Genomic DNA, 22,484 nt, shown 5'->3' with positions numbered 1-22,484 from the left:
GATAAAAATGCCAATAGAAAAACTCGACAATTGCACAGTGTTACTGGTCGATGATTCGGCCGACAACCTCGCTTTTATGGCTCAGGGGCTCGCTGGTCTACACCAAATTAAGGCCGCTAAATCTGGGGAAATGGCTTTACATATACTCAGTAAGTTTAGTATCGACCTAATTATTCTTGATGTCGTTATGCCAGAAATGTCCGGATATGACGTGATTCGACACGTCACCAATAATCCAGCAACCCGGCATATACCTGTGATGTTTTTAACCGGAAAAAGCTCTCAGGAGGATGAAAAACTTGGCTTCGAGTTAGGCGCTGCGGACTATATTCACAAACCAGTCAGTATTCCTCTTCTTCGTTCTAGGGTAAAAACACATCTACAAAACAAACTCTCGAAAGACTTTTTGCGTGATCAAAATGGTTACCTAGAAAAAGAAGTACTAAAACGCTCTAGCGAACTCGACCGAATGCAAGACGCGGTAGTTTTTGCATTGGCGAGCTTGGCGGAAACTCGGGATCCTGAAACAGGAAATCATATTTTACGCACTCAGCACTATGTCAAACTACTTGCGGAACATTTAGCCACGACAAAAAAATACAGTGAACAATTAACGCCAAAAGTCATTGATACTTTTTTCAAAGCGGCACCCCTGCATGATATTGGTAAAGTCGGTATCGAAGATTCCATTTTGCTCAAACCAGGAAAGCTCACAACAGAAGAGTTTGAGATCATGAAATCTCACGCTGAGTTAGGTCGGTTAGCGCTCCAAAAAGCAGAGCAGCTCTCTGGTGCACACAATGATCTAATCGATGTCGCAAAAGACATTGCTTACGGCCACCATGAAAAATGGGATGGTTCTGGCTACCCGAACGGTTATTCCGGTGAAGCTATTCCTATTAGCGCACGATTAATGGCCGTCGCTGATGTGTATGATGCTCTTGTTTGTAAACGTGTTTATAAAGAACCAATGAGTCATGAAAAGGCCAAAGCAATCATTCTTGAAGGGAATGGGCATCATTTTGATCCAGAAGTGATCGAGGCTTTTCTTGCGCAAGAAGAACTCTTTGTAAAAATTGCCAGTGAGTTTTCTGATAATTGATTTCAATGCCCGTCATCAATAAAAAAGGCTCCACCTTACGATGGAGCCAGGAGCATAATAGTCGGGGGGAGACTATTGACTTAAGGACTCTGTTAACGCCGCGTATGCAGTAACTCAATCGCATTCAATATCGCGTCTTTAGTACACACATCGAGCACTTTTATATTTTTAAATCGTTCAGGCTCTTTTATTGCCACATCATGCGCCAGTATCACCATCCTCGCTTTTTCGACATCGGCTTCAGATATTCGGTTGGTGATTCCGTTCGCACCTTGGGTTTCCACTTTAATTTTTATCCCCATCGAATAAGCCGCTTTTTCTAACGACTTCGCCGCAAGGAACGTATGCGCCACGCCTGATGGGCAAGACGTCACCGCAAGCACATCAGCTTCTCCCTCTCCTTCGACAGAGCGATATGAACGAGAAAGCAGATCATCTTTGCCATCATCAGTGACAGTTTTTTTAAGTGCTATAACGATGAATGCGGTCGTCAATGCACCTGCCAATGTGCCGACAATGTAACCAAGCTTGCCATCGACCACAGGCAGCACAATCCAACCGCCCCATGGAGCATGATTGAGAACGTGGAACATAAAACCAATCACATTACCAACGATGCCACCCGCTACAATCGCAGGTAGTACGCGCGCTGGATCGGCAGCTGCAAAAGGGATCGCCCCTTCGCTAATACCAATCATACCCATAATTCCCGCTGCTTTTCCGGCCTCGCGTTCATCACGTTTAAACTTCTTGGGTGATAAAAATGTCGCCAAAGCCAAGCCTAACGGAGGCGTACAAATCGCAATACCCACGCCACCCATCAACCAAGGCTGAGTGTTGACTTGAGTTTGGGCAAATAGTGTCGCCACTTTGTTAATTGGCCCGCCCATATCAAAGGCTGTCATCGCACCGAGCACTGTGCCCAGCGCCACTTTGCCTGAGCCTGCCATGCCCGTTAACCACTCATTGATAGTCGACATTGCAGTTGCAATAGGAGAGCCAATCACCCACATCACTGCGCCGCAAGTAACGAAAGTACCAACGAGCGGATAGATAAATATTGAGCTTAATGAGCTCATGCTTTCTGGCAGCTTAATCTTCTTTAATAAATGGACAACAAAACCGGCAAAGAATCCAACGACAATGGCACCAAGAAAGCCAGTGCTATATTGGTTCACTGCAACCCAAGATCCGATCATCCCCGGTGCTAAGCCCGGTTTATCCGCAATCGAATAAGCAATATAGCCACCTAAAATGGCTGTAAATAGCGTCAAACCTGCAATACCCATTTGAGCGATATCCGCCAAAATGCCTGAGTCAGGAACCCCACCATGGCCCGACATCATGACCGATAAAGAGAGCAGCACACCGCCAGCTACAATAAAAGGGATCATGTGAGACGTACCAAACAGCAAGTGCTCTTTAATATGGGCGAGACGCAACTTCCACGGGCTAATTGGCTCTGCATACTGGGTAGAAACATCACTCTGAAACGAATACGTATTGGATTCTGGAATATCGGTGAGCAGTACTCGAGCCTGTTCGATATCCTCTGCTTCTTTTAGCTTATTGATGAAGCCATCTTCAATTAATTTGGTAGAGAGCTGCGCCAATACTTCGATATGGTGATGGTCACCGCCATCAGGAGAGGCCAACATAAAGAAGACATCCGACAATTCGCCATCTTCTGCACCATAGTCAATGCCGCTTCTACTGATACCAACCGCGACACCTGGCAAAGCGACCGCGTCACTTTTCGCATGCGGAATCGCAATACCGTCTTCAAACCCAGTATTGCCGATCTCTTCTCGCTTCCATAAATCGGCAAGAAACTGCTCTTTGTTGGCCAACTTCCCAGCTGAATCCAACAAATCAACTAACTCTTCGAGCGCTTCATCTTTGGTTTTTGCCTTAAGATCTAAACAGATCGTTTCCGGCCCAATTAGATTAGTTATGTCCATTGTTTCTACCTTGCAATGTTCACGCTCGAACATAGATTAACCAGCCCCACTATCCTTAGATATAGGACGAAAAAACCATTAACTGGATTATTGTAACACCCAGTACAAACTGTGACGTACGTCTTTCAAATACGAGGAGTAAATCAATGCAACCCTCTTACGCTGTGCTAATATCCGCAAAAATAACTCTACGAGAATCACCGTGAAAATTGTTGCTGTCACTGCCTGTCCAACTGGCATTGCACATACCTATATGGCAGCCGATGCACTTGTTAAAGCTGCGCCAAAATATAATGTGCAAATCAAAGTCGAAACTCAGGGAGCAATGGGAATTGAAAACCCACTCTCCTCACACGATATCGCGCAAGCCGATAAAGTGTTGATCGTCTCTGATATTGACATCGACCAAGCCGCCCGTTTTGAGGGGGTTAACGCAATTCGAATTTCTATCGAAGAGGTGTTGCTCAACGTCGATAAAGTGTTTCTCGTTCACGGCCGATAACCACGCACTGTTATGAATGAATACCAACTTACTTTTCTCGTAGACGATGCCCAAGCCAGCGCTGTTGTTGCCCAGCCACTTCGCCAGTTAGCCAAAAAATTCAAATGTACCCTGCGTATCATTAACGTTACTCAGAACCGAAGTGCGGAACTCACTAAATCCATCGCCATGCTACAAGCAGGTTTGATAGAGGGCGACCTATGCCAAATAACCGCAATAGGTATTGATGCGGAGCTTGCCTGCTTTGTTCTTAAAGACGTTATTGCCGAGCACTACACCTTGATTGGCTCGCAGATTAACTATGAATTCTCTAGCCAACTTGCCCAGCGCCTCCCACAATTATGCCCACCCAGTGAAACACAGTGGCATTACGCTAAAGCTCATACCGAACTGACTAAATTCGAATGCTTGAAAGGCTTAGCTCAGTTAATCCATCCCAAGCATCCTGATGAACTCATCTTAGCCTTCATAAAACGCGAAGAGCGCTCTTCTACCTGTGTTACTCCGGGTATTGCGCTCCCTCACGTCATGTTTGATAACATCGATCATATTTCAATCGCGGTTATCACCAGTGAAACTCCGATAGATTGGGCTTCAAAAATGGGTGATGTTCATATTGCAATAGCACTGGTGATGCCGGCTAAACCGAACCGAGAGCAGATTATTGCGGCAACGAACCTAACCCGTAATTTGTTGTGTGACCAAATATCAGAGCGACTGTTGCTCACTCGAAGCAGCGTCGATTTACAGGCGCTGCTAATGTACTCCATGTCTCGCTTGCTTCCTTAGTCGGCGCACCAACAGTATTAAATCGAACCGCGATATTCTGTTGGGGTTCGCCCTGTCTTGTTCTTAAACACTCGGCAAAAATAGTTCACATCTTTAAAGCCACAGCGAATAGAGACTTCATTGAGCTTAAAGTTGTATTTCTTGAGCATGAATTTGGCCCGGTCAACACGAACCCAAGTAATGTAATCCGCCAACGTCATGTGCCCCTGCTGACGGAACAAACGAGACAGGTGATTAGAGGAAATACTAAAGCGCGTCGCGATACTGTCCCGAGTAATTTGGCGATGAAAGTTCTCTTGGATATAAATACAGATCCCCTGATACAAATCTTGAACACGGCTGTGTGATTTCTCGACAGGCGCATCCAGCATGGTTTTGCTGTATTGAAGTAAGGCTTGCAACAACAATTCGTCCATCGGCTGTTTATTGCTTTCTCTCGCTAGCGAGCTTAGCGCCTCTAGAATATTGTCTATTGCGAAACCAGAGCGAGTTTGAATACTGTGCTTTTGAATATCATAAAAGCTCGCTTCACCTTTACGCTTACTCACTAAACTCAAACCCAATTGTCGCCGACCAAACAACATACTCAGCACTGAGCAGCTCGTATCCCAATCCGGTTTATTCCAACAGTTTGGGGGAATGAAAATCGCATCCCCAGCTTTTGCTACAACTTGGGTAACTTTGCGATCATGACTCTCCATTTCATTGGCATACTCCCCATCCAGCACCAATTCCAGACGCGGAAAATTCACCTGATAGCTAAACGCAGGAGGCGTATGAAAATCACCGGCAAACCAGATGTTATGAAACGGTTCTCGCTCATTAAGTACTGAGGAGATTAAGTCATGAAATATCATTTTTCGAACTCTTAGCAGGCAGCAATAAAACTACGCGTGTAGATATACTCCTTAGTGAAACATAGCGCTATTGAGCAAAATCACAATTCGGGATCTAGGTTACAAAAATCCAGTAAAAGAGATAAATATCCAGTTATCAAAACACTTGCCAACGCTCAATTTAAGTGCAGTAAAACTGCTGAAACCCCAATAACAAAAGGCCTTATAAAACACAACATCGTGTCAAGACCAACCCATAACAGCATGAGTCACCGATCAAAATCACACTCTATTTATGACGCAACAATCGTCCAGTAAATGCGTTTTTTCTGCACTACAGATGCTTAGTGATAGATTTCAGAATACCTCTATCAAAATAAAAACGTAGATAGGGGTTCATTATGATCACAACATTGATCAATCAAGATTTAATCAAGCTATCGCTCAATGCCACTTCTAAGCAAGAGGTGTTTGAAGAGCTTATTGATGTGCTTTACGCACAAGGTCGAATTTCAGATAAAGCTCAGTTTCTTGCTGACATTCAAGCGCGTGAAGCGCAAGGAAATACCGGCTTCGAAGAGGGCATTGCCCTTCCTCACGCCAAAAGTACTGCCGTAATCAAACCTGCTGTGGTGATTGGTATTCACAAACACGGGATCGACTACGGCGCAGATGACGGCCAACCATCAAAACTCTTTTTTATGATTGCCTCCCCAGATGGTGGCGATAATCATCACATCGAAGTACTTGCAGAGCTCTCTTCAAAACTGATTGAAGAAGGTTTTATCGACAACTTCATGAATACGAATTCTGAACAAGCGGCGCTCAATCTATTACTTGAAAAACCTAAAGCTGTAGAAAGCGATACCAGCATTGAAAAGCAAGGCTTCATCATTGGGGTAACAGGTTGCCCTGCGGGTGTTGCTCACACCTATTTAGCGGCAGAAGCGCTGGAGAAAGGTGCCGCAGCATTAGGCTACGACATCAAAGTCGAAACCAATGGTTCAATTGGGGTTAAAAATAGCCCAACTCAAGAAGAGATCAAACGTGCGGACACTATCGTTGTAGCGTGTGACAAACAAGTCGACATGGCACGTTTTGCGGGTAAGCGCGTTATCAAAACGAACGTAAAAGCGCCAATCCGTGATGCGCAAGGTTTGATTCAACAGGCGCTGAATGCTCCGAGCTATCAAGCAGAGCAGTCCAATGCCAATCAATCTGTCGCAGACAAAGCATCACAAGCACGCTCAGACTTGTATCGCTATCTGATGAATGGCGTGTCTCACATGATCCCATTTGTCGTCACCGGTGGTCTATTGATTGCCCTTGCCCTCGCGATTGGTGGTGAGCCAAGTGAATCAGGCATGGCCATTCCTGCTGGCAGCATGTGGAACCAAATCCTTGAAGTGGGTGTGGTTGCCTTTACCCTGATGATCCCAATTCTGGCTGGTTACATTGCCTACGCGATTGCTGACCGCCCTGCTCTAACCCCTGGCTTAATCGGCGGCTGGATTGCCAATAACGGCTCTTTCTACGGCGCTGACGCTGGTACCGGCTTTATCGGCGCTATCATCGCGGGCTTGCTAGTGGGTTACTTCGTTAAATGGATTACCTCATTTAACTACCACAAATTTGTTCAGCCACTTGTGCCTATCATGATCGCTCCGATCACGGGTTCTCTATTCATTGCGGGTCTGTTTATCTTTGTTATTGGCGCACCTATCGCAGGATTGATGGATAGCTTAACAGCCCTACTGACTAGTATGAGCACTGGCAACGTTATTCTGCTTGGCATTGTTCTGGGTGGCATGGCTGGCTTTGATATGGGTGGGCCATTCAACAAAGTCGCGTTCCTGTTCTCTGTCGGCATGATTGCAAGCGGTCAAACTCAATTTATGGGCGCAATGGCCTGTGCAATTCCTGTAGCTCCACTGGGCATGGCGATCGCAACTGTGGTTGGCCGCAAGTTTGATCTCTTCGAATCTTCTGAAATTGAAGCGGGTAAAGCGGCCGGTGCAATGGGCTTGGTGGGTATCTCTGAAGGTGCGATTCCTTTCGCAGCTCAAGATCCAATGTCAGTTATCCCAGCCAACGTTCTTGGCTCAATGACTGCTGCGGTAATGGCGTTCTCATTCGGCATCACCAATAGCGTTGCTCACGGTGGCCCTGTTGTGGCTCTACTGGGTGCGATGAACTATCCGCTGCTTGCGCTTGTATGTATGGCATCAGGTGCAGGTGTGACGGCTGTTACTTGTATCGCACTTAAAAATCTACGTAAAGCCAAGCTAACCACCGCTGCTGCTTAAGTCTTTTCTACTTCAATGGCTTGAGCACTTTCGATTCGAACAACGCGAGTGGGCTCAAGCCATGTTTCTTTCTTGGTGATTTCGATGTCTGATTTTTCTTTAGCAAACGGCTCATTTGTACAGCGCGTTTTCTACCCGATGACCAACATTATTCAAAACTACGCATGGGGCAGCCCATCTTCGTTTACTCAACTGTTTGGTACTGCGAATACAGCAGGTGAACCTCAAGCCGAGATCTGGATGGGCGCTCACCCAAATGGTTGCTCAATGGTCGATACAGGCGCTGAGCAGGCTAAACTCTCAAACCTAATCAGCCAGAACCTTAGCCTATTCTTAAGTGACAAGATTGCTAGCCGATTTGGTGAGCTGCCATACCTATTTAAAGTGCTCGCTGCTGAAAAAGCACTCTCTATCCAGGTTCACCCGAATAAACAACAAGCCGAGCTTGGTTTTGAACACGAAGAGCAGCAAGGTATTCCGCTGTCTGCAAGCAATCGCAACTACAAAGATGCGAACCATAAGCCAGAGTTGGTCTACGCGTTGACCGACTATACCGCGATGAATGGCTTTAGGCCGATTAGCGAGATCCTTGCTCATTTCAACTACCTTGATATTCCTGAGCTTAACTCACTGGTAAACGACTTATCGGGCGATCAAACGCCAAATGGCCTAGCGAGCTTTTTCGCAGGATTGTTATCACTGCAAGGTGAACGGAAAGAAGTCGCGCTGATGATGCTTATCATGAAAGCCAAGCTATCACCGACGCCACTGTTTAACCTGATTGCGGAGCTGGAAGAGCAATACCCTGGCGATGTTGGCTTGTTTGCTCCGTTGATCCTCAATGTGATTGCCTTAAAACCCGGCCAAGCAATGTACTTAGATGCCGAAACACCACATGCCTACATCAAAGGTACAGGGCTTGAGATCATGGCGAACTCTGACAACGTCCTGCGCGCCGGACTAACGCCAAAATACATGGATGTGAAAGAGCTGGTCTCTTGCACCCGCTTTAATGAAAAGCGCATCGATAGCCTGCTGCTAGAGCCTACTCATGACAATGGCATGCTGGAATACCCAATTCCAGTCGAAGATTTTAAATTCGCTATTATTGAACACTCTGAACAGCGAGAAATTGACACACAAGGCGCTGAAATTCTGCTGCCACTCGATGAAGCTATGACCCTGACCCACATTTGTGGCGAGCAGTGCGTCATCGGGAAAGGCCAATCAGTCTTCATTCCTGCGTATGCCAACAGCTATACCATTGACTGCAAGGGCCGAGTGGCTCGCGCTTACAGCTAATCAAACTAAAAGCTAACTACACTTCACTACCAATGCCCTGCTTATGCGGGGCTTTTTGTTTTTATGCGCCGTCATTTTGCTTAAAACACAGACCTCTCACCGCCATAACCGAGACCGGAATCACATAGCATTAATGATGCAAATCACACTTAAATTTGCTGGATACAAATGTACAGTGAAAGGCTTTTTTTTGCTATTTCGCAATCCTTTGCGATCTATTAATTTTAACTCAGAACTTCAATAGTGAATGAGTTAATAAATGATCACACAACTAACTAACGTCAATTTAATTAATGGCAACCTTCAAGCAAATAATAAAAAAGAACTGTTTGAAGAACTGGCGACAATGTTATTTGAAAACAACAGAATCAATAGTAAAGAAGCCTTCTTAGCGGACATCGAAATTCGTGAGTCTCAAAGTATCACATCAATGGATGGCATTGCTTACCCTCACTCTAAGAGCCAAGCGGTAATTGAACCTGCGATCGCTGTAGGTGTAAAGCGTGAAGGCATTGAGTATGGCGACGAAGATGGCATTAAACCAACGCTATTTTTTATGATCGCATCACCAGATAACGGTGCTGATCATCATATTTACGTACTACAAGAACTATTTGGAAAATTCAGCGATGAATTTATTCAAGATATCCATAACGCAAAAGATGAACAACAAATCCTTAATATTTTAATTAATTCATAAGGCGTAACAAATTATGAGTACCCTAACAGCTCAAGCTACTAATAATAGCGACTTTAAAAAACTCTTAAGCACCATGAAAGGTCACCTTTTATTCGGTACTTCTCACATGCTTCCATTTATCGTTGCGGGTGGTGTACTACTGGCGCTGGCGGTAATGGCATCGGGTAAAGGTGCAGTTCCTGCAGATGGTTTACTGGCGGATATTTCTAATATCGGCATTAAAGGTCTAGTACTGTTCCCAATCATCCTTGGTGGCTTCATTGGCTACTCAATTGCTGATAAACCAGCACTTGCACCTGCAATGATCTCTTCTGGCATCATGGCTGACATGGGCGGCGGCTTCCTTGGTTGTATCGTGGCAGGTTTCATCGCGGGTGGTGTGGTATTCCAACTTAAGAAAATCCCTCTTTCTGCCAACATGACCGCGCTTGGTGCTTACTTCATCTACCCGCTTATTGGTACGTTGATTTCAGCAGGTATCGTTCTATGGGGTATCGGTGAGCCGATTAAACTGTTCATGGCTTCAATGAACGAATTCCTAGCTTCAATGGCTGGCGCTTCTAAAGTGGTTCTTGGTGCGATTCTTGGTGGTATGACGGCATTCGATATGGGCGGCCCTATCAACAAAGTTGCAACCCTATTTGCTCAAACTCAAGTGGATACTCAACCATGGCTAATGGGTGGTGTAGGCATCGCAATCTGTACGCCTCCTCTAGGTATGGCGCTAGCAACTTTCCTATTCAAGAAGAAGTTCACTAAGCAAGAGCAAGAAGCAGGTAAAGCTGCCGCAATCATGGGCTCTATCGGTATCTCTGAAGGTGCAATTCCGTTCGCGGCAAATGACCCAATGCGCGTACTTCCATCAATCGTTGCTGGTGGTATCGTTGGCTGTGTGTTCGGCTTCCTAACTGATGTATTACTGCACGCACCGTGGGGCGGCCTAATCACAGCGCCTGTATCAAGCAACATCCCAATGTACGTTGTAGGTATTGCACTAGGCTCACTGACAACAGCAGTTATCGTTGGCTTCTGGAAACCAGTTGCTGAAGAATCAGAAGAAGAGATGGTAGAAGCAGCACCAGTTCAGGCTCAAGCAGCTCCAGCAGCAGGCGAAGGCGAGTACGACATCGTAGCAGTAACATGTTGCCCATCTGGCGTAGCACACACCTTCATGGCAGCGAAAGCACTGGAAAAAGCAGGTGCGGCTGCAGGTCTTAAAATCAAAGTAGAAACTCAAGGTCAAAACGGTATCCAAAACCGTATCACTGACCTAGATGTAGCAAACGCTAAGCTGGTTATCTTAGCTCACGATATCCAAGTGAAAGATGCACACCGCTTTGCTAACGCGAACGTAATTGAATGCTCAACCAAAGAAGCAATGAAGAAAGCGAGTGAGTTGATTCAAGCATAAATCAACCAACCCTAAAAAAGCCCGAGCAAATAGACGCTCGGGCTTTTTTGTTTTATTCCAACTATTTGCAACCTTCTTACATCAAAAACCTAGAGTGTTTCCAAGAGCTTGTTCTGAAATAGTGCCTTTTCGGGGACGATAGATACCATTTAGAGTTCAGCCCATATGTATCTATTCAAAATAATAAAAGGACGTCTCATGGCAAAACCAACACAAGATGAAATCACTCGCCTAAACCGCTACTTCGCTATCGAAAGTAACAATGAATTTTGGAGCTTGTCTGAAAAAGCCAGTACAACGCAAGAGCAGCAACGATTACTCACGGTTGCATTTTCGTCGCTCTATCATTGGTCAAGCGTAGGCACGGCAGACAACATTCATCTTGCTGAGCTCGCAGTTGCTAGAGCACTTTGTATCAGCGGATCAGAGCTAAGTATTTCGTTTGCCCAAAGTGCATTTGAACACTTTGATGGCGAAGGGGCGGATTGGATTCAAGCATTCACTAACGCGGTATTAAGCCACGCATTGTCCATATCAGGTCAACAAACACAGGCCGCAGAGTTCTACCAACAAGCGCTTGATTATCAGGCTAAGTTGTCAGAAGGCGATAGAAGCGTATTTGACGCGACTTTTAATACCATTCCGACACCTTAACCCAATTATTATTTACCCCACTTTAGCGATGACCTTTTGGCAAATATACTCACCAATGGGCATCGCTGAAGTTGCCGCCGGTGATGGCGCATTACAGACATGCAGGCTACGTGGACTTTCAGCAAACAAGAAGTCATGCACTAAGGTTCCATCACTCATCACGGCTTGCGCTCGAATCCCTGCCGGATAAGGTTTTAGATCTTGTGCTGAAATGCTCGGACAGTATTTATTAACCAGCTTCAAATATCCCGGTTTCCACCAAGAATTCTTAAACTCAATTAACCCTGTTTTGAGATGCTTAGCTGTCACTTTCCAAAAACCACTGAAACGTAGCATCTGCCAAGTGTCTTTTAAGCTGAAATTGATCGCCGCATAACCTTCTCGCTTCCAACCTTGCACAGCATTAGGCCCCACAGTAACCGAACCATCTATCATTCGAGTTAAATGAACCCCTAAAAATGGTAAGTCTGGATCCGGTATCGGGTAGATAAGATGGTTAACGACTTGATTATGTTTGGCGTCGAGCTGGTAGTACTCACCTCGATAAGGAACTACTTGAAAATCCGTTTCGATTGAGAGCATTTTGGTCATCCGATCCGCCATCAAACCCGAGCAAGTAATCAGGAACTGACCAACCACAACAGAACTTTGGCCTTCCTTCAGGCAAGTCAGATAAACATCATCACTGGTTTCTTGAGCTGAGATCACCTCAGTATTTAAGGCAACCTCACCACCAAGCTCAACAAACTGCTCGGCCATTTTTTCAGTGACTAAAGTGTAATCCACAATACTGGTCGATTTGACGTAGATGGCACCTAGCCCGGTGATATTCGGCTCAGCGAGTTTCAATTGAGCTTCATCGAGCAGATCAACATCGATACCGTTATCATGACAGCGTTGATACAGCGCGTTCATTCGTTCGAGCTCTTGGTTGTTCGTCGCCACCAGCAACTTACCGCAATTTTCGACGGCGATTTGATGCTGTTGGCAAAAGCTTAACGTTCGCTCTACGCCACGCTTACAGAATTCCGCTTTCAGACTGCCCGGCTGATAGTACACACCAGCGTGAATTACGCCGCTGTTGTGACCCGTTTGATGTTTTGCAAACCCCGATTCTTTCTCGATGAGCAAAATCGATTTATCCGGATGCGCTTGTTTAAGTTGCCAAGCCGTAGACACACCAACAATACCACCGCCAACAATGATGTAATCGTACACTTTCTCCATCGTCATCTTAACTGGCTACCTTGTTGGTTGATGCGCTCACATTCGCCAATTGGCTTTGGCGACCGCTGTACACAAAGATGGCAACAAATGCTGCACTGCACGCCAGGCGAATCCAAATAGATACATCAGGCCACACCAGTGCAATGCCAATCGCGACTAACATGATGCGAAGTAACACATTGAGCTCGCCTTCTAAATACCCTTCTATCGCACCGATAAATGCATAAGTACCAATAATGGCAAACACACCTGTCACAAGCACCGAACTGACATCCCAACTCACCAAGCCGGTATAAGCGATCAGCAATGGGACTAGGTACAAGCCTTTGGCTATTTTCCACGCCATCAAACCTGTTCTCATTGGTGGTGTTTTGGCAATCGTCGCCGCCGCAAATGCAGTTAAACAAACTGGTGGGGTGACATTACTGTCTTGCGAAAGCCAGAAAATGATCAAGTGAGCCGACAATAGTGCCAAGCCAACAGCTTCTAGACCCAAACTCTGTTCCAGTAGCGTTTCCATGAAATCAGCCGGAACGACAGCCACCATCTCTTTGGCTGTTTCAAGACTCATTGGCGCATTTAGCAAAGCAAGCTTATCTGGCGCGGCAAGCATAAAGATCGCTTTCGCTTGTTCAGGTAGTTGCCCTGCCACCAACAGCTCAAGAAGTTGGTTTTCCGCCAGCAGTTTGTATAGCGCAGGAGCCGACAAAGTGCCTAGAACAATGTAAGCCGCCGTCACCGGTAAACCCATACCCAAAACAAGCGATGCTAAGGCTATCAAAACGATCATGATGAACAGGTCACCATTCGCCCAGCCGTCGATCATCAACGAAAACGTATTGCCAATGCCAGTCGTGCTTATCACGTTGATGACCAGACCAATCCCCACCAGTAACACAGCTGTTGTTGCCATGTTTTTAGCACCTTGGGAGAGTGCTTCAATGATCGCTTTCGGCCCCATTTTATGATTTTTTGAGAACCAAGACGCCACCACAACCGAAATGATGGATAGACCCGCTGCGTAGGTTGGGGTGAAACCTTGAACGAGCAAAGTGACAAGAACCGCAAGTGGAATAAGATTGTGCCAGCCAGACAGTAGAACTTTAAGCAAAGATTCGCTACTGGTCGTCACTTTTTGTACGCCGCTACGTTTAGCTTCGATTCGCACGAAAAAGGCGACAGACAAGAAATAGATCAGCGCCGGAATAAAAGAAACCGCAATGATATCAACATAAGGAATCTGAGTGTACGAGGCCATAATAAATGCCCCAGCGCCCATCACAGGTGGCATCAACTGCCCTCCCGTTGACGCCGCCGCCTCAACGCCTGCGGCAAATCGAGGTGGGAATCCGGCCTTTTGCATCAGAGGAATACTAATCACCCCTGTTGATACCGTATTTGCCACACTAGAGCCTGATACTGATCCCATTAAGCCAGAGCCAATAACAGCGATAAAACCAGGGCCACCGATGATTTTACCCGCTGCCGCTCTCGCCACATCAATAATGTAATCACCAACACCAGAGCGAACCAAAAACGCGCCAAACAAGATAAACATGAACACGAAAGTCCAACTGATTCGAGAAATCGAACCAAACATACCTTCCGATGAATAGAAGCTACGATACAGTAGCGTTTCAAGGCTCAAGCCCGGGAAGTGAAAAATACCGCTTGCCCACTGGCCCCATAACACCACATAGCTCAAACAAACCAGAATCAGCATAGGGATAAACCACCCCATGGTTCGTCTGATCAGCTCAATTACGATAGCGATCGCGAGGATCGCAAAGAACCAATCGCTGGCGATAAATTTAACGCCGCGTTCATACAGGGCATCTTCAGCAAACGGAATATAAATAAGGCAAGCCAACGCAGCAATAGCGATAACAATATCGACCGCCAGAGCAATCTTACTCTTCTTCAAAGAAATGTGGGCCGGGTACCACAAGGCGCAGATCACTGCAAAGCCAGCAAAGTGAGTCGCCGAGATCCAGAGCTCAGGCAACGTCGATAAGGTATTAAACCAAATATGTAATAGGGATAGCACCACACCAAAAGCTGTGATGACTTTACCCACCCACGGAAAGTCCGTTCGGGTCGGTAACTCAAATTTTTGCAATTCTTGTTGTATTGAATCGCTCATAGTCCACTCCAACGCACTCCAACCTTGCGATCAGAGCCAAAACAGTCGTCAATCGGTGCGCGCTCCAGTTTCCTAGAGCGCGCAAGTGAATTAGTTCACCATAAGATCGGATGGGATCTCTACGCCCACTTCTTTGTAGTAGCGAGCTGCCCCTGGGTGAAGTGGCACAGGTAAACCAGCAATCGCTTTTTCAATCGCCATTGCTTTGGTTGCTTTGTGGATACCTTGTAGGAATGGTAGGTTTTCGTAGATAGTTTTCGTTAGCTGGTAGACATCGTCATCAGAGATATCTTCACGTACCGCTAGGAAGTTTGGTTGTGCGATCGTAGTGATTGGCTTGTCGACGCCTGGGTAAGTGTTTGCTGGGATTTCGTACTTAGTCCACAGATTATATTTACCATTCGCCATTTTAATTTGTTGATCAGTAAACGAGAGGATCTGGATATCATCACCAAGTGCAGCAAAAGCTTGGGTAACCGCACCCACAGGCACACCAGCTGGCGTGTTCATCCCATCGATTGTGCCATTTTGCAGCGCACTCGCACTACCGCCGTAACCCATGTACGCCAAGTTGAACTTATCAGGGTCAACAGACAAGCCTTTCATGATTTGGCGACCTGAATTTTCTGTACCTGAGTTTTTCTTACCGATAGAGAACTTTTTACCATCGAGATTATTTAAATCTTTCACAGTGCCGCTTTCTACCACATCAGAGCGGACAATAAAGTGCTCAACGTTTTGCCATAGCATAGAGACAGAACGCAAGTTCTCTTGGCGGCCACTCTTCTCATATGGGCCTTGACCAGACCATGCCCAAGCACCATACAGACCTTGTAGAATGGCAAATTGCGCTTCATTTTCATTCAGCAGTTTTACGTTTTCACCCGATCCCGCAGAGCTGATTGCAGATAGTGAGAAATGATGTTTCGGCGTCAGTTTTACTTTACTTAGTGTCGCCAGTGCCACACCTACAGGGTAATAAGTACCACCAGTAGATGCCGTTGCTAGGATGTAGCTTCTATCTTCTGCGGCAGCATTGGCAGTGAGGCCTAAAGAAGCCATTGCCACGACTAAAGTTTTGACTAACTTGTTGTATTTCATCTTTACTCTCCATGTAGAGTTGTTCACGTTATATTTTTGTTAACATCAACTCCTAGAGAGCAAAAGCAGTGCCAGATTTTAACTTATTGATTTTAAACAACTAGACTATCTAGCACACTCAAAACAAGCAAAATCTTGCTCATTTGGCTCAGTGTGAATAAGCAAAATTTTGCTCATCGACTCAAACCTAAAACGGCATTTTTGACCGACTCACCCCTCAGATTTCACAAAAATGTGATCATTTCGTGTTATTTGTTAAGTTTTGAAGTAGGCAAAATTTCGCTTATAGCCAAACGAATTAAAATCAATCGGTATAATCTGCTCGATTGAGAGCGTAACGAACCATTTTCTGGTTGAGGGTTCGACGAGGTAAATCAAGCTCTTGCATCACTTCACTGATCTTTCCTTGATGACGAACCAATGCATCATGAATGACTTTGCGTTCAAAGCTCTGAACTTGAACCGCCAACGGGATCCCGACCGAAGTGGCTTCTGAAATTGTATTTGGGCGACAAGATAGGATCTCACCTACCGTTAGAGCCTCGTCGAGTGCGAATCGAATCGCGACATTCCTTAGCTCACGCACATTCCCTGGCCAAGCATATGAAAGTAGAGCTTGCCTATCTGCTTCACTGGCTTGACGCGTATCGGGGTTAGCGTTTCGCGTAAAGTAGTCAAACAGCAGCAGCGCATCATCTTCTCGATCACATAGAGGCGGAATCGACAGTTGAGCCACATTAAGGCGATAGAAAAGATCTTGGCGAAACTCTTCATGGTTGAGCAAATCATGTTTAGCCGCGGCCACAACGCGCAAATCTACCACCACAGGCTGATTACCGCCCACACGCTCCACGCGATTTTCTTGTAAGCTGCGCAACACTTTGACTTGCATTGCAAGTGGCATGCTTTCTATTTCGTCGAAAAAGACTGTGCCTTTATCGGCGTACTCCAACTTACCAATGCGCCGTTTCATCGCGCCCGTAAACGCTCCAGCTTCGTGACCAAACAGTTCGCTCTCAAACAGGTTCTCTGGAATCGCCCCACAATTAATCGGCACAAATTTATGACGCTTTCTAAGGCTAAACTGATGCAGACAAGTCGCGACTAACTCCTTGCCACAACCTGTATCACCATAAATGATCACATTGGTATCGATAGCTGCGACTTTAGCGATCTGCTCGCGTAAGTCGCATATCACTTTACTTCTACCTATGATGATTTGTTCAATTCCAGCTAGGTTTTCTAGGTAAGAGAGACGATCTTCTCGCTCCTTTCCGTGCTGATACTTAGTCACCGCTGCCATCACGGTTTGCGAAAGGCGCTCTGGATCAAACGGCTTTTCGATAAAGTCATACGCCCCTTTTTGTAACGCTTTGACTGCCATATCGACATCGCCGTGACCTGTAATGAGAATAACTGGCATGGTAGGGAACGCGTGCTTAACATGAGCTAACACGTCTAGGCCATCAATATCAGGCAAGCGAACATCACTCACAATGGCATCAAACTCAAGGGTCGCAAGCTGATCCAACGCCTGCTGCCCGCAATCAAATGTGGTGACTTCAAACCCCGCTAACTGCAGCCACTGGCTCGTTGCTTGACGAACAATCTCATCATCTTCAATCAGGGCAATGCGTGATTCCATATTTCACTCCATAAGATGGACATCTTCTGCCTGCAACGTTAAGGAAAAAACAGCACGACGAAAAGGAGCTAGCTCCCACTTTCCACCAACAACTCCTTAACATAAAAGCATTTGTTTGCTAGCGTTTCTTTCTATTGAGCTCTCCATTGCGATCGCTTTTGCTGTTAGATTAGGACTCTCCGTATGATTAAAATTCACCGCTACTGGCTTTTGCTTCTAGCTTGCTTAATGATCATCGTAGTTCAACTTGTCAGTGAAAGAATCGCCACACAATGGCAACTTGAACAGGCCCAACAGCAAACCGAGCAACGTTTACTCAGCTATATTGGCGAGGCTCGACACTCGTTAAGACGCTTCTATCACCTGCCTTATTTGGTCACTAATGACAGTGAGAGCCTACGTTACCTAGAGGGTGAAACCGAGCGACAAGCCTCCATCGAGCAGCAACTCATCAAGCTTGATAAAGCCGCGAATACCAAAGGTTGGTACATACTCTCAGCCAGTGGCGATGTCCTTGCCTCTAGCCTAAAACGTCAACACTTAGATGAATCTGATGCTGATGCCATTGTGAAACAGATACACCAACAGCGAGAAGGTGTCTCTGTTGTGACAAAAAGCAAAGATGCCATTCCAGAGTACTTTTTAGCCGCCCCTATCTACCTTGGTTTTGACATTGCGGGTATTGCCGTAGTGCAAATTGATCTGAGTTTGCTTACGGAGCAATGGCTCGCCAGCGATGAAATCATCTTGGTCCAAAATGCGCAGCAACAGTTCTTTCTCTCAAGCAGCAAAGTCTTTGATGCTGATTGGTTTAATGATTCGTTTGATCCGAGCCAATCTTCTCAATCACGCGATCTTTATGATCAAACTCGCATCACTTTGTGGCAGTTAGATAAAACGCGCTATTTAGCCTTATCTGTTGTGCTTGATGATTTGCAATGGCGATTAACTTACCTCACCCCACTGCGTGCTATCGAACAAACCGTTAATTGGCTCAGTTGGAGTATTGCAGCCGCCTGCGTGCTAATTCTTTTGTTGGTTGTGATTCGTTACCAACGTTATCAAAAACAGCTCAGTCACGTACGGATTCAAAAACTGATTGAAGAATCTGAAAAGCGCCTCAGCGGCATGATTAATAAAACCCATGTTGGATTACTGCTGTTAGATAAAAATGGCCAGATCACCGACATCAACCCAATGGCCAAACGCTATTTCAGTTTGTCCGATTCGATGGTGCAATCGATACAAGCTTGGCAACTGTTTGATGCGGGCAACCCAAACTCCACCACGCTTCAACTGCTGCAAAACCTCTCAAAAAACCAAGAGCTTGCTGACATTAGCAGTGTCGAAACTATGGCGAGGCGCAGTGATGGCAGCTACTTCCCGGTGCTGTTCTCCATTAGTCAGTTCCCATGGCATTCTCACAATTACTATTTGTGTACCATCATGGACATCAGCAAGCGTAAAAAAGCAGAAATCGCCCTAGAATCGGCCAACCAACAATTGCAAAAGCGAGTGGAAGAGAGAACTCATGCCCTGAAAGAGGCGCAAAAGGAGCTGATCGAAACCAGTAAACTCGCCGCATTGGGCAGAATGTCGAGCGCCGTTACCCACGAACTCAATCAACCGCTCACTGGCTTACGAACGCTACTTTCGAGCAACCAACTGCTGATGGAACGCGGCGAGACTAAGCTATTAAAAGCCAACATGAATTTGGTCAACACGCTCATCGATCGAATGGCAAATATGACCTCACAGTTAAAATCGTTTGCTTTCAATCGACTTGAAAAGCCCCACCCTGTCTCTTTAACCCTCGCTCTCGAAGAGGTGCTGCGCATCCAGCAGCAAGCACTCAGCCAAGTAGATATTCGTGTTCGAATTGCCAATGATATTCATGATGTTATGGGAGAAGAAGTTCGCCTGCGGCAAGTATTGGGCAATTTGATCAGCAACGCCATTGATGCAACCAAAGCGCTGCCAACCGCCAAAATCACGGTTAGCGCGTATCGCAAAGAAGAGTATGTGATTGTCGATGTTAGTGATAATGGTTGTGGGATTGCCCCAGAGCAACTCGATTCGATCTTCGAACCCTTCCAGACAACGAAAAAGATGGGTGAAGGTTTAGGTTTGGGACTGGCCATTTCAGCTAACAACATGAAAGATATGCGAGGCAGTATCAGCGCCAACCTTAACGCTGATGCCGGAATGACTTTTCGTTTGTCATTAATTAGTGCACAAGAGTAAGCATTTATTCGATGAAAAAGATGATTCGCTCGTCGGTCTTATGCTCTTCTATCTCTAAAATAACACCTTGATAATCTTTTATATCAAATGCCTCGCGAATCACTTGAGCCTGCTCGCTGTTCAACCTATTCAAAAATGGTGTCGATATCATCCGGGCTAGCGTAAGCGGTATCTTAATCGTTCCTTCTTCAATTCCTTGTTTATAGGTCACTATCTTTAGCTTGCTCATACGCTTTCCTTATTCGATGATTTTCCAGCAAGCTATACCGGTAGCTCATAACCGCTATTGATTGGTGTCAATGGATTAATAAGCATCCTGAGTTACATACCATTTTGCGATCAGTATTACCCTGAGACAGTCTCAGAAAATGCCGGATAATCAATATAACCTCGCTCACCACCACCAAATAACGTCGCCCCGTCGAGCTCTGCGAGTGGCAGTTGGCTTTGTAAACGAGAGACTAAATCCGGATTCGAAACAAACGGTCGGCCAAACGCTACCAAGTCTGCATAGCCTTTATTTAGTACCTCCTCTGCACGCTCTGGTGTGTATCCACCAGCGACGATAATGGTGTTGCTGAAACACTCGCGCAGCGCAATACGAAAACTCTCTGGGATTTCAGGCGCATCATCCCAATCCGCTTCAGACAAATGAAGATAAGCGATATTACGGCTTTGCAGCTGTTTAGAGGCTTCAAGAATCGTCGGCACAATATCTGGGCAATTCATATCTTTGAAGGTGATAAAAGGCGCCAATCTAACCCCAACCTTATCAGCACCGATTACCTTGCTGACGGCATCGACCACCTCTAGCAAAAAACGAATTCGATTCGCTCGGCTGCCACCATAATTATCTGTACGGTGGTTAGAATTAGTACGCAAGAACTGATCAATTAAGTAGCCATTCCCACCATGAATCTCAACGCCATCAAACCCCGCATCAATTGCCCGCTTTGCCGCATAGGCAAAATCTTGTACCACACGATCAATATCCACTTGAGTCATCTCACGCGGTTCGACGCAATCCACCATTTCACCCTTGCCTTGCTCATCCGCTATCCATACTTTAGTTTCTACCGGAGCAAGCGCTGAAGGTGCAATGGGCTTATCCCCTTGTTGAAACACTGGGTGCGATACACGGCCCACATGCCAAAGCTGACAGAACATCACTGCGCCCTGCTTTTTCACCGCTTGAGTCACACCTTGCCACCCAGTGACTTGAGCATCGGTATACACGCCGGGAGTAAATGAGTACCCCTGAGAATCATCAGAAATTTGCGTCGCTTCCGAAATAATCAGCCCCGCACTAGCTCGCTGTTGATAGTACGTTGCCATCATGTCATTTGGGATGTTACCGGGCTGCGACGTTCGCGCGCGCGTCATCGGAGCCATAACAATACGGTTTTGAAGTACTAATTGATTAAGAGTCGTGAGTTCAAAGAGTTTGCTCATATCTGCCCTGCCTATCGAATTTGGTCATTAAGTCGCGAACAGGAAGAAAACCTCTCCACTGCCGCGTTGATAAAACCAGTATATTGATTAGACACAGATTGATAATTAGGTAATATTTGAATTTATTATTCACTTTAACTGAAGAATAGAAAGTAAGAGCTGCTCATGGATAAGTTTTCAGACATGGCATTGTTTGTCAGTATCATCAAAAACCAAGGACTTGCCGCAGCAGGAAGAGAGCTCGGCCTTTCACCGGCATCTGTCACTGCTCGCTTACAAGCTTTAGAAGGTCGTTATGGCGTGAAACTGCTCAACCGAAGCACGCGCCATATCTCGTTAACCGACTCTGGCGCTCTGTACCACCAAGCTTGCCTAGAGATCCTTGAAAGCGTTAAAGAGACAGAAAATCGGCTCCAAACTGGCAATAGTGAAGTGCGTGGCGCGCTAAAAATCTCGGCCCCAAGAGACATCGGTAAGCAATACATCTCGCCTATCTTGTCCGCCTTTGCCAAGCAATACCCAGATGTTACGCCCTATCTTTACTTAAATGACAATTTAACCAACTTGGCAGAATCCGGATTCGATATCGTGATCCGCTATGGTGAGTTGGCAGATAGTAATCTTATCTCGCGCAAGCTCGCACCAAGCCAACGAGTGCTGTGTGCCTCGCCTCGATATTTAGCAGACAAAGGCACACCACTGACGCCACAAGATCTCGCTGACCATGATTGCTTAGCGATGATACGTGGCGGTGAAGCTTTAAAGACCTGGCATTTCCAAGAGGGTAAAAAACACCACGCGATCACGATTACCCCTAAAAGACTCTCGGATGATGGCGAAGTGATACGGCAGTGGGCCATCAATGGTGCGGGTATTGCGCTCAAATCGATTCTGGATGTGCAAGACGATCTCAAGCAGCAACGATTAATGACTGTGCTCGATGGCTATATGAAGAACTTTAACGCCTCGACCTCAGCGGCAGGCGCGGATCTGAATGTGATCTACCTAAGTAGGCAATATCAGCCAAAACGAATTCGACTATTTTTGGATTATTTGATTGAGCAGTTTAGCGAGTTGGACTAATAAACCCACCTAGCTCAACTACTCAC

Annotated in this window: 18 protein-coding genes; 10 read left to right on the top strand and 8 right to left on the bottom strand. The window is 46.0% G+C overall.

From position 1 onward, the window contains the following. The first annotated feature begins 7 nt into the window (after positions 1–7). A complete protein-coding gene (locus GVO60_RS12035; RefSeq protein ID WP_159654329.1) occupies positions 8–1,102 on the top strand; it encodes an HD-GYP domain-containing protein in 1,095 nt (364 codons plus the stop codon). 92 nt (positions 1,103–1,194) lie between these two features. On the opposite strand, the gene GVO60_RS12030 is transcribed toward GVO60_RS12035, so the two are convergent. Next, positions 1,195–3,063: a fructose-specific PTS transporter subunit EIIC gene (locus tag GVO60_RS12030; protein WP_159654327.1), complete on the bottom strand. Its 1,869-nt coding sequence runs from the start codon at positions 3,061–3,063 to the stop codon at positions 1,195–1,197. A gap of 202 nt (positions 3,064–3,265) precedes the next feature. Here GVO60_RS12030 and GVO60_RS12025 point away from each other — a divergent pair, with 202 nt between their 5' ends. Further along, a complete protein-coding gene (locus tag GVO60_RS12025; RefSeq protein ID WP_159654325.1) occupies positions 3,266–3,565 on the top strand; it encodes a PTS fructose transporter subunit IIB in 300 nt (99 codons plus the stop codon). 12 nt (positions 3,566–3,577) lie between these two features. Then, positions 3,578–4,354 carry a PTS sugar transporter subunit IIA gene (locus GVO60_RS12020; RefSeq protein ID WP_159654323.1) on the top strand — a complete coding sequence of 259 codons (777 nt, stop codon included), beginning with the start codon at positions 3,578–3,580 and terminating at the stop codon, positions 4,352–4,354. Between the two features lie 17 nt (positions 4,355–4,371). Here GVO60_RS12020 and GVO60_RS12015 read toward each other — a convergent pair whose 3' ends face one another. Next, the gene (locus GVO60_RS12015; RefSeq protein ID WP_159654321.1) at positions 4,372–5,211 is read right to left on the bottom strand and encodes a helix-turn-helix transcriptional regulator; all 840 of its coding nucleotides are present in this window, start codon (positions 5,209–5,211) and stop codon (positions 4,372–4,374) included. Positions 5,212–5,591: 380 nt separating this feature from the next. Between GVO60_RS12015 and GVO60_RS12010 the strand changes: the two genes are divergently transcribed. The 5 genes from GVO60_RS12010 (at position 5,592) to GVO60_RS11990 (ending at position 11,563) form a co-directional block, all read left to right on the top strand. Beyond that, on the top strand, positions 5,592–7,496 hold the full coding sequence (locus tag GVO60_RS12010; RefSeq protein WP_159654319.1) for a PTS fructose transporter subunit IIABC: 1,905 nt from the start codon (positions 5,592–5,594) through the stop codon (positions 7,494–7,496). A gap of 84 nt (positions 7,497–7,580) precedes the next feature. After that, the gene (gene manA / locus GVO60_RS12005; protein WP_159654317.1) at positions 7,581–8,798 is read left to right on the top strand and encodes a mannose-6-phosphate isomerase, class I; all 1,218 of its coding nucleotides are present in this window, start codon (positions 7,581–7,583) and stop codon (positions 8,796–8,798) included. A 259-nt stretch (positions 8,799–9,057) separates the two neighbouring features. Further along, positions 9,058–9,498 carry a PTS sugar transporter subunit IIA gene (locus GVO60_RS12000; RefSeq protein WP_159654315.1) on the top strand — a complete coding sequence of 147 codons (441 nt, stop codon included), beginning with the start codon at positions 9,058–9,060 and terminating at the stop codon, positions 9,496–9,498. A 13-nt stretch (positions 9,499–9,511) separates the two neighbouring features. Next, positions 9,512–10,909: a PTS fructose transporter subunit IIBC gene (locus GVO60_RS11995; protein ID WP_159654313.1), complete on the top strand. Its 1,398-nt coding sequence runs from the start codon at positions 9,512–9,514 to the stop codon at positions 10,907–10,909. A gap of 198 nt (positions 10,910–11,107) precedes the next feature. Beyond that, a complete protein-coding gene (locus GVO60_RS11990; RefSeq protein ID WP_159654311.1) occupies positions 11,108–11,563 on the top strand; it encodes a hypothetical protein in 456 nt (151 codons plus the stop codon). Positions 11,564–11,575: 12 nt separating this feature from the next. Here the strand turns inward: GVO60_RS11990 and lhgD are convergent, their stop codons facing one another. The 4 genes from lhgD to GVO60_RS11970 all read right to left on the bottom strand — a co-directional run bounded on the left by lhgD (position 11,576) and on the right by GVO60_RS11970 (position 17,679). After that, entirely contained in the window at positions 11,576–12,790 is a 1,215-nt protein-coding gene (gene lhgD, locus GVO60_RS11985) for an L-2-hydroxyglutarate dehydrogenase (RefSeq protein ID WP_159654825.1), read from the bottom strand. A gap of 7 nt (positions 12,791–12,797) precedes the next feature. Then, positions 12,798–14,933: a TRAP transporter permease gene (locus GVO60_RS11980; RefSeq protein WP_159654309.1), complete on the bottom strand. Its 2,136-nt coding sequence runs from the start codon at positions 14,931–14,933 to the stop codon at positions 12,798–12,800. Positions 14,934–15,023: 90 nt separating this feature from the next. Then, complete coding sequence (locus GVO60_RS11975; RefSeq protein ID WP_159654307.1) at positions 15,024–16,034, bottom strand: TAXI family TRAP transporter solute-binding subunit; 1,011 nt, start codon at positions 16,032–16,034, stop codon at positions 15,024–15,026. A gap of 304 nt (positions 16,035–16,338) precedes the next feature. Beyond that, positions 16,339–17,679, bottom strand: coding sequence for a sigma-54-dependent transcriptional regulator (locus GVO60_RS11970; protein ID WP_159654305.1), 1,341 nt, complete (start codon positions 17,677–17,679; stop codon positions 16,339–16,341). Between the two features lie 183 nt (positions 17,680–17,862). Here GVO60_RS11970 and GVO60_RS11965 point away from each other — a divergent pair, with 183 nt between their 5' ends. Next, on the top strand, positions 17,863–19,923 hold the full coding sequence (locus GVO60_RS11965) for a sensor histidine kinase (protein ID WP_159654303.1): 2,061 nt from the start codon (positions 17,863–17,865) through the stop codon (positions 19,921–19,923). 4 nt (positions 19,924–19,927) lie between these two features. On the opposite strand, the gene GVO60_RS11960 is transcribed toward GVO60_RS11965, so the two are convergent. Continuing rightward, positions 19,928–20,152 (bottom strand): hypothetical protein, encoded by a 225-nt coding sequence (locus tag GVO60_RS11960; RefSeq protein ID WP_159654301.1) that lies wholly within the window; start codon positions 20,150–20,152, stop codon positions 19,928–19,930. 116 nt (positions 20,153–20,268) lie between these two features. Continuing rightward, a complete protein-coding gene (locus GVO60_RS11955; protein ID WP_159654299.1) occupies positions 20,269–21,375 on the bottom strand; it encodes an alkene reductase in 1,107 nt (368 codons plus the stop codon). 165 nt (positions 21,376–21,540) lie between these two features. Here GVO60_RS11955 and GVO60_RS11950 point away from each other — a divergent pair, with 165 nt between their 5' ends. Further along, a complete protein-coding gene (locus GVO60_RS11950; RefSeq protein WP_159654297.1) occupies positions 21,541–22,458 on the top strand; it encodes a LysR family transcriptional regulator in 918 nt (305 codons plus the stop codon). Positions 22,459–22,484 lie beyond the last annotated feature (26 nt).

It is taken from the genome of Vibrio atypicus (assembly GCF_009811315.1).
GTDB classification, from domain to species: domain Bacteria; phylum Pseudomonadota; class Gammaproteobacteria; order Enterobacterales; family Vibrionaceae; genus Vibrio; species Vibrio atypicus.
The sequence above is the reverse complement of the archived record's forward strand: the minus strand, read 5'-3'. Positions and strand labels throughout refer to the sequence as shown.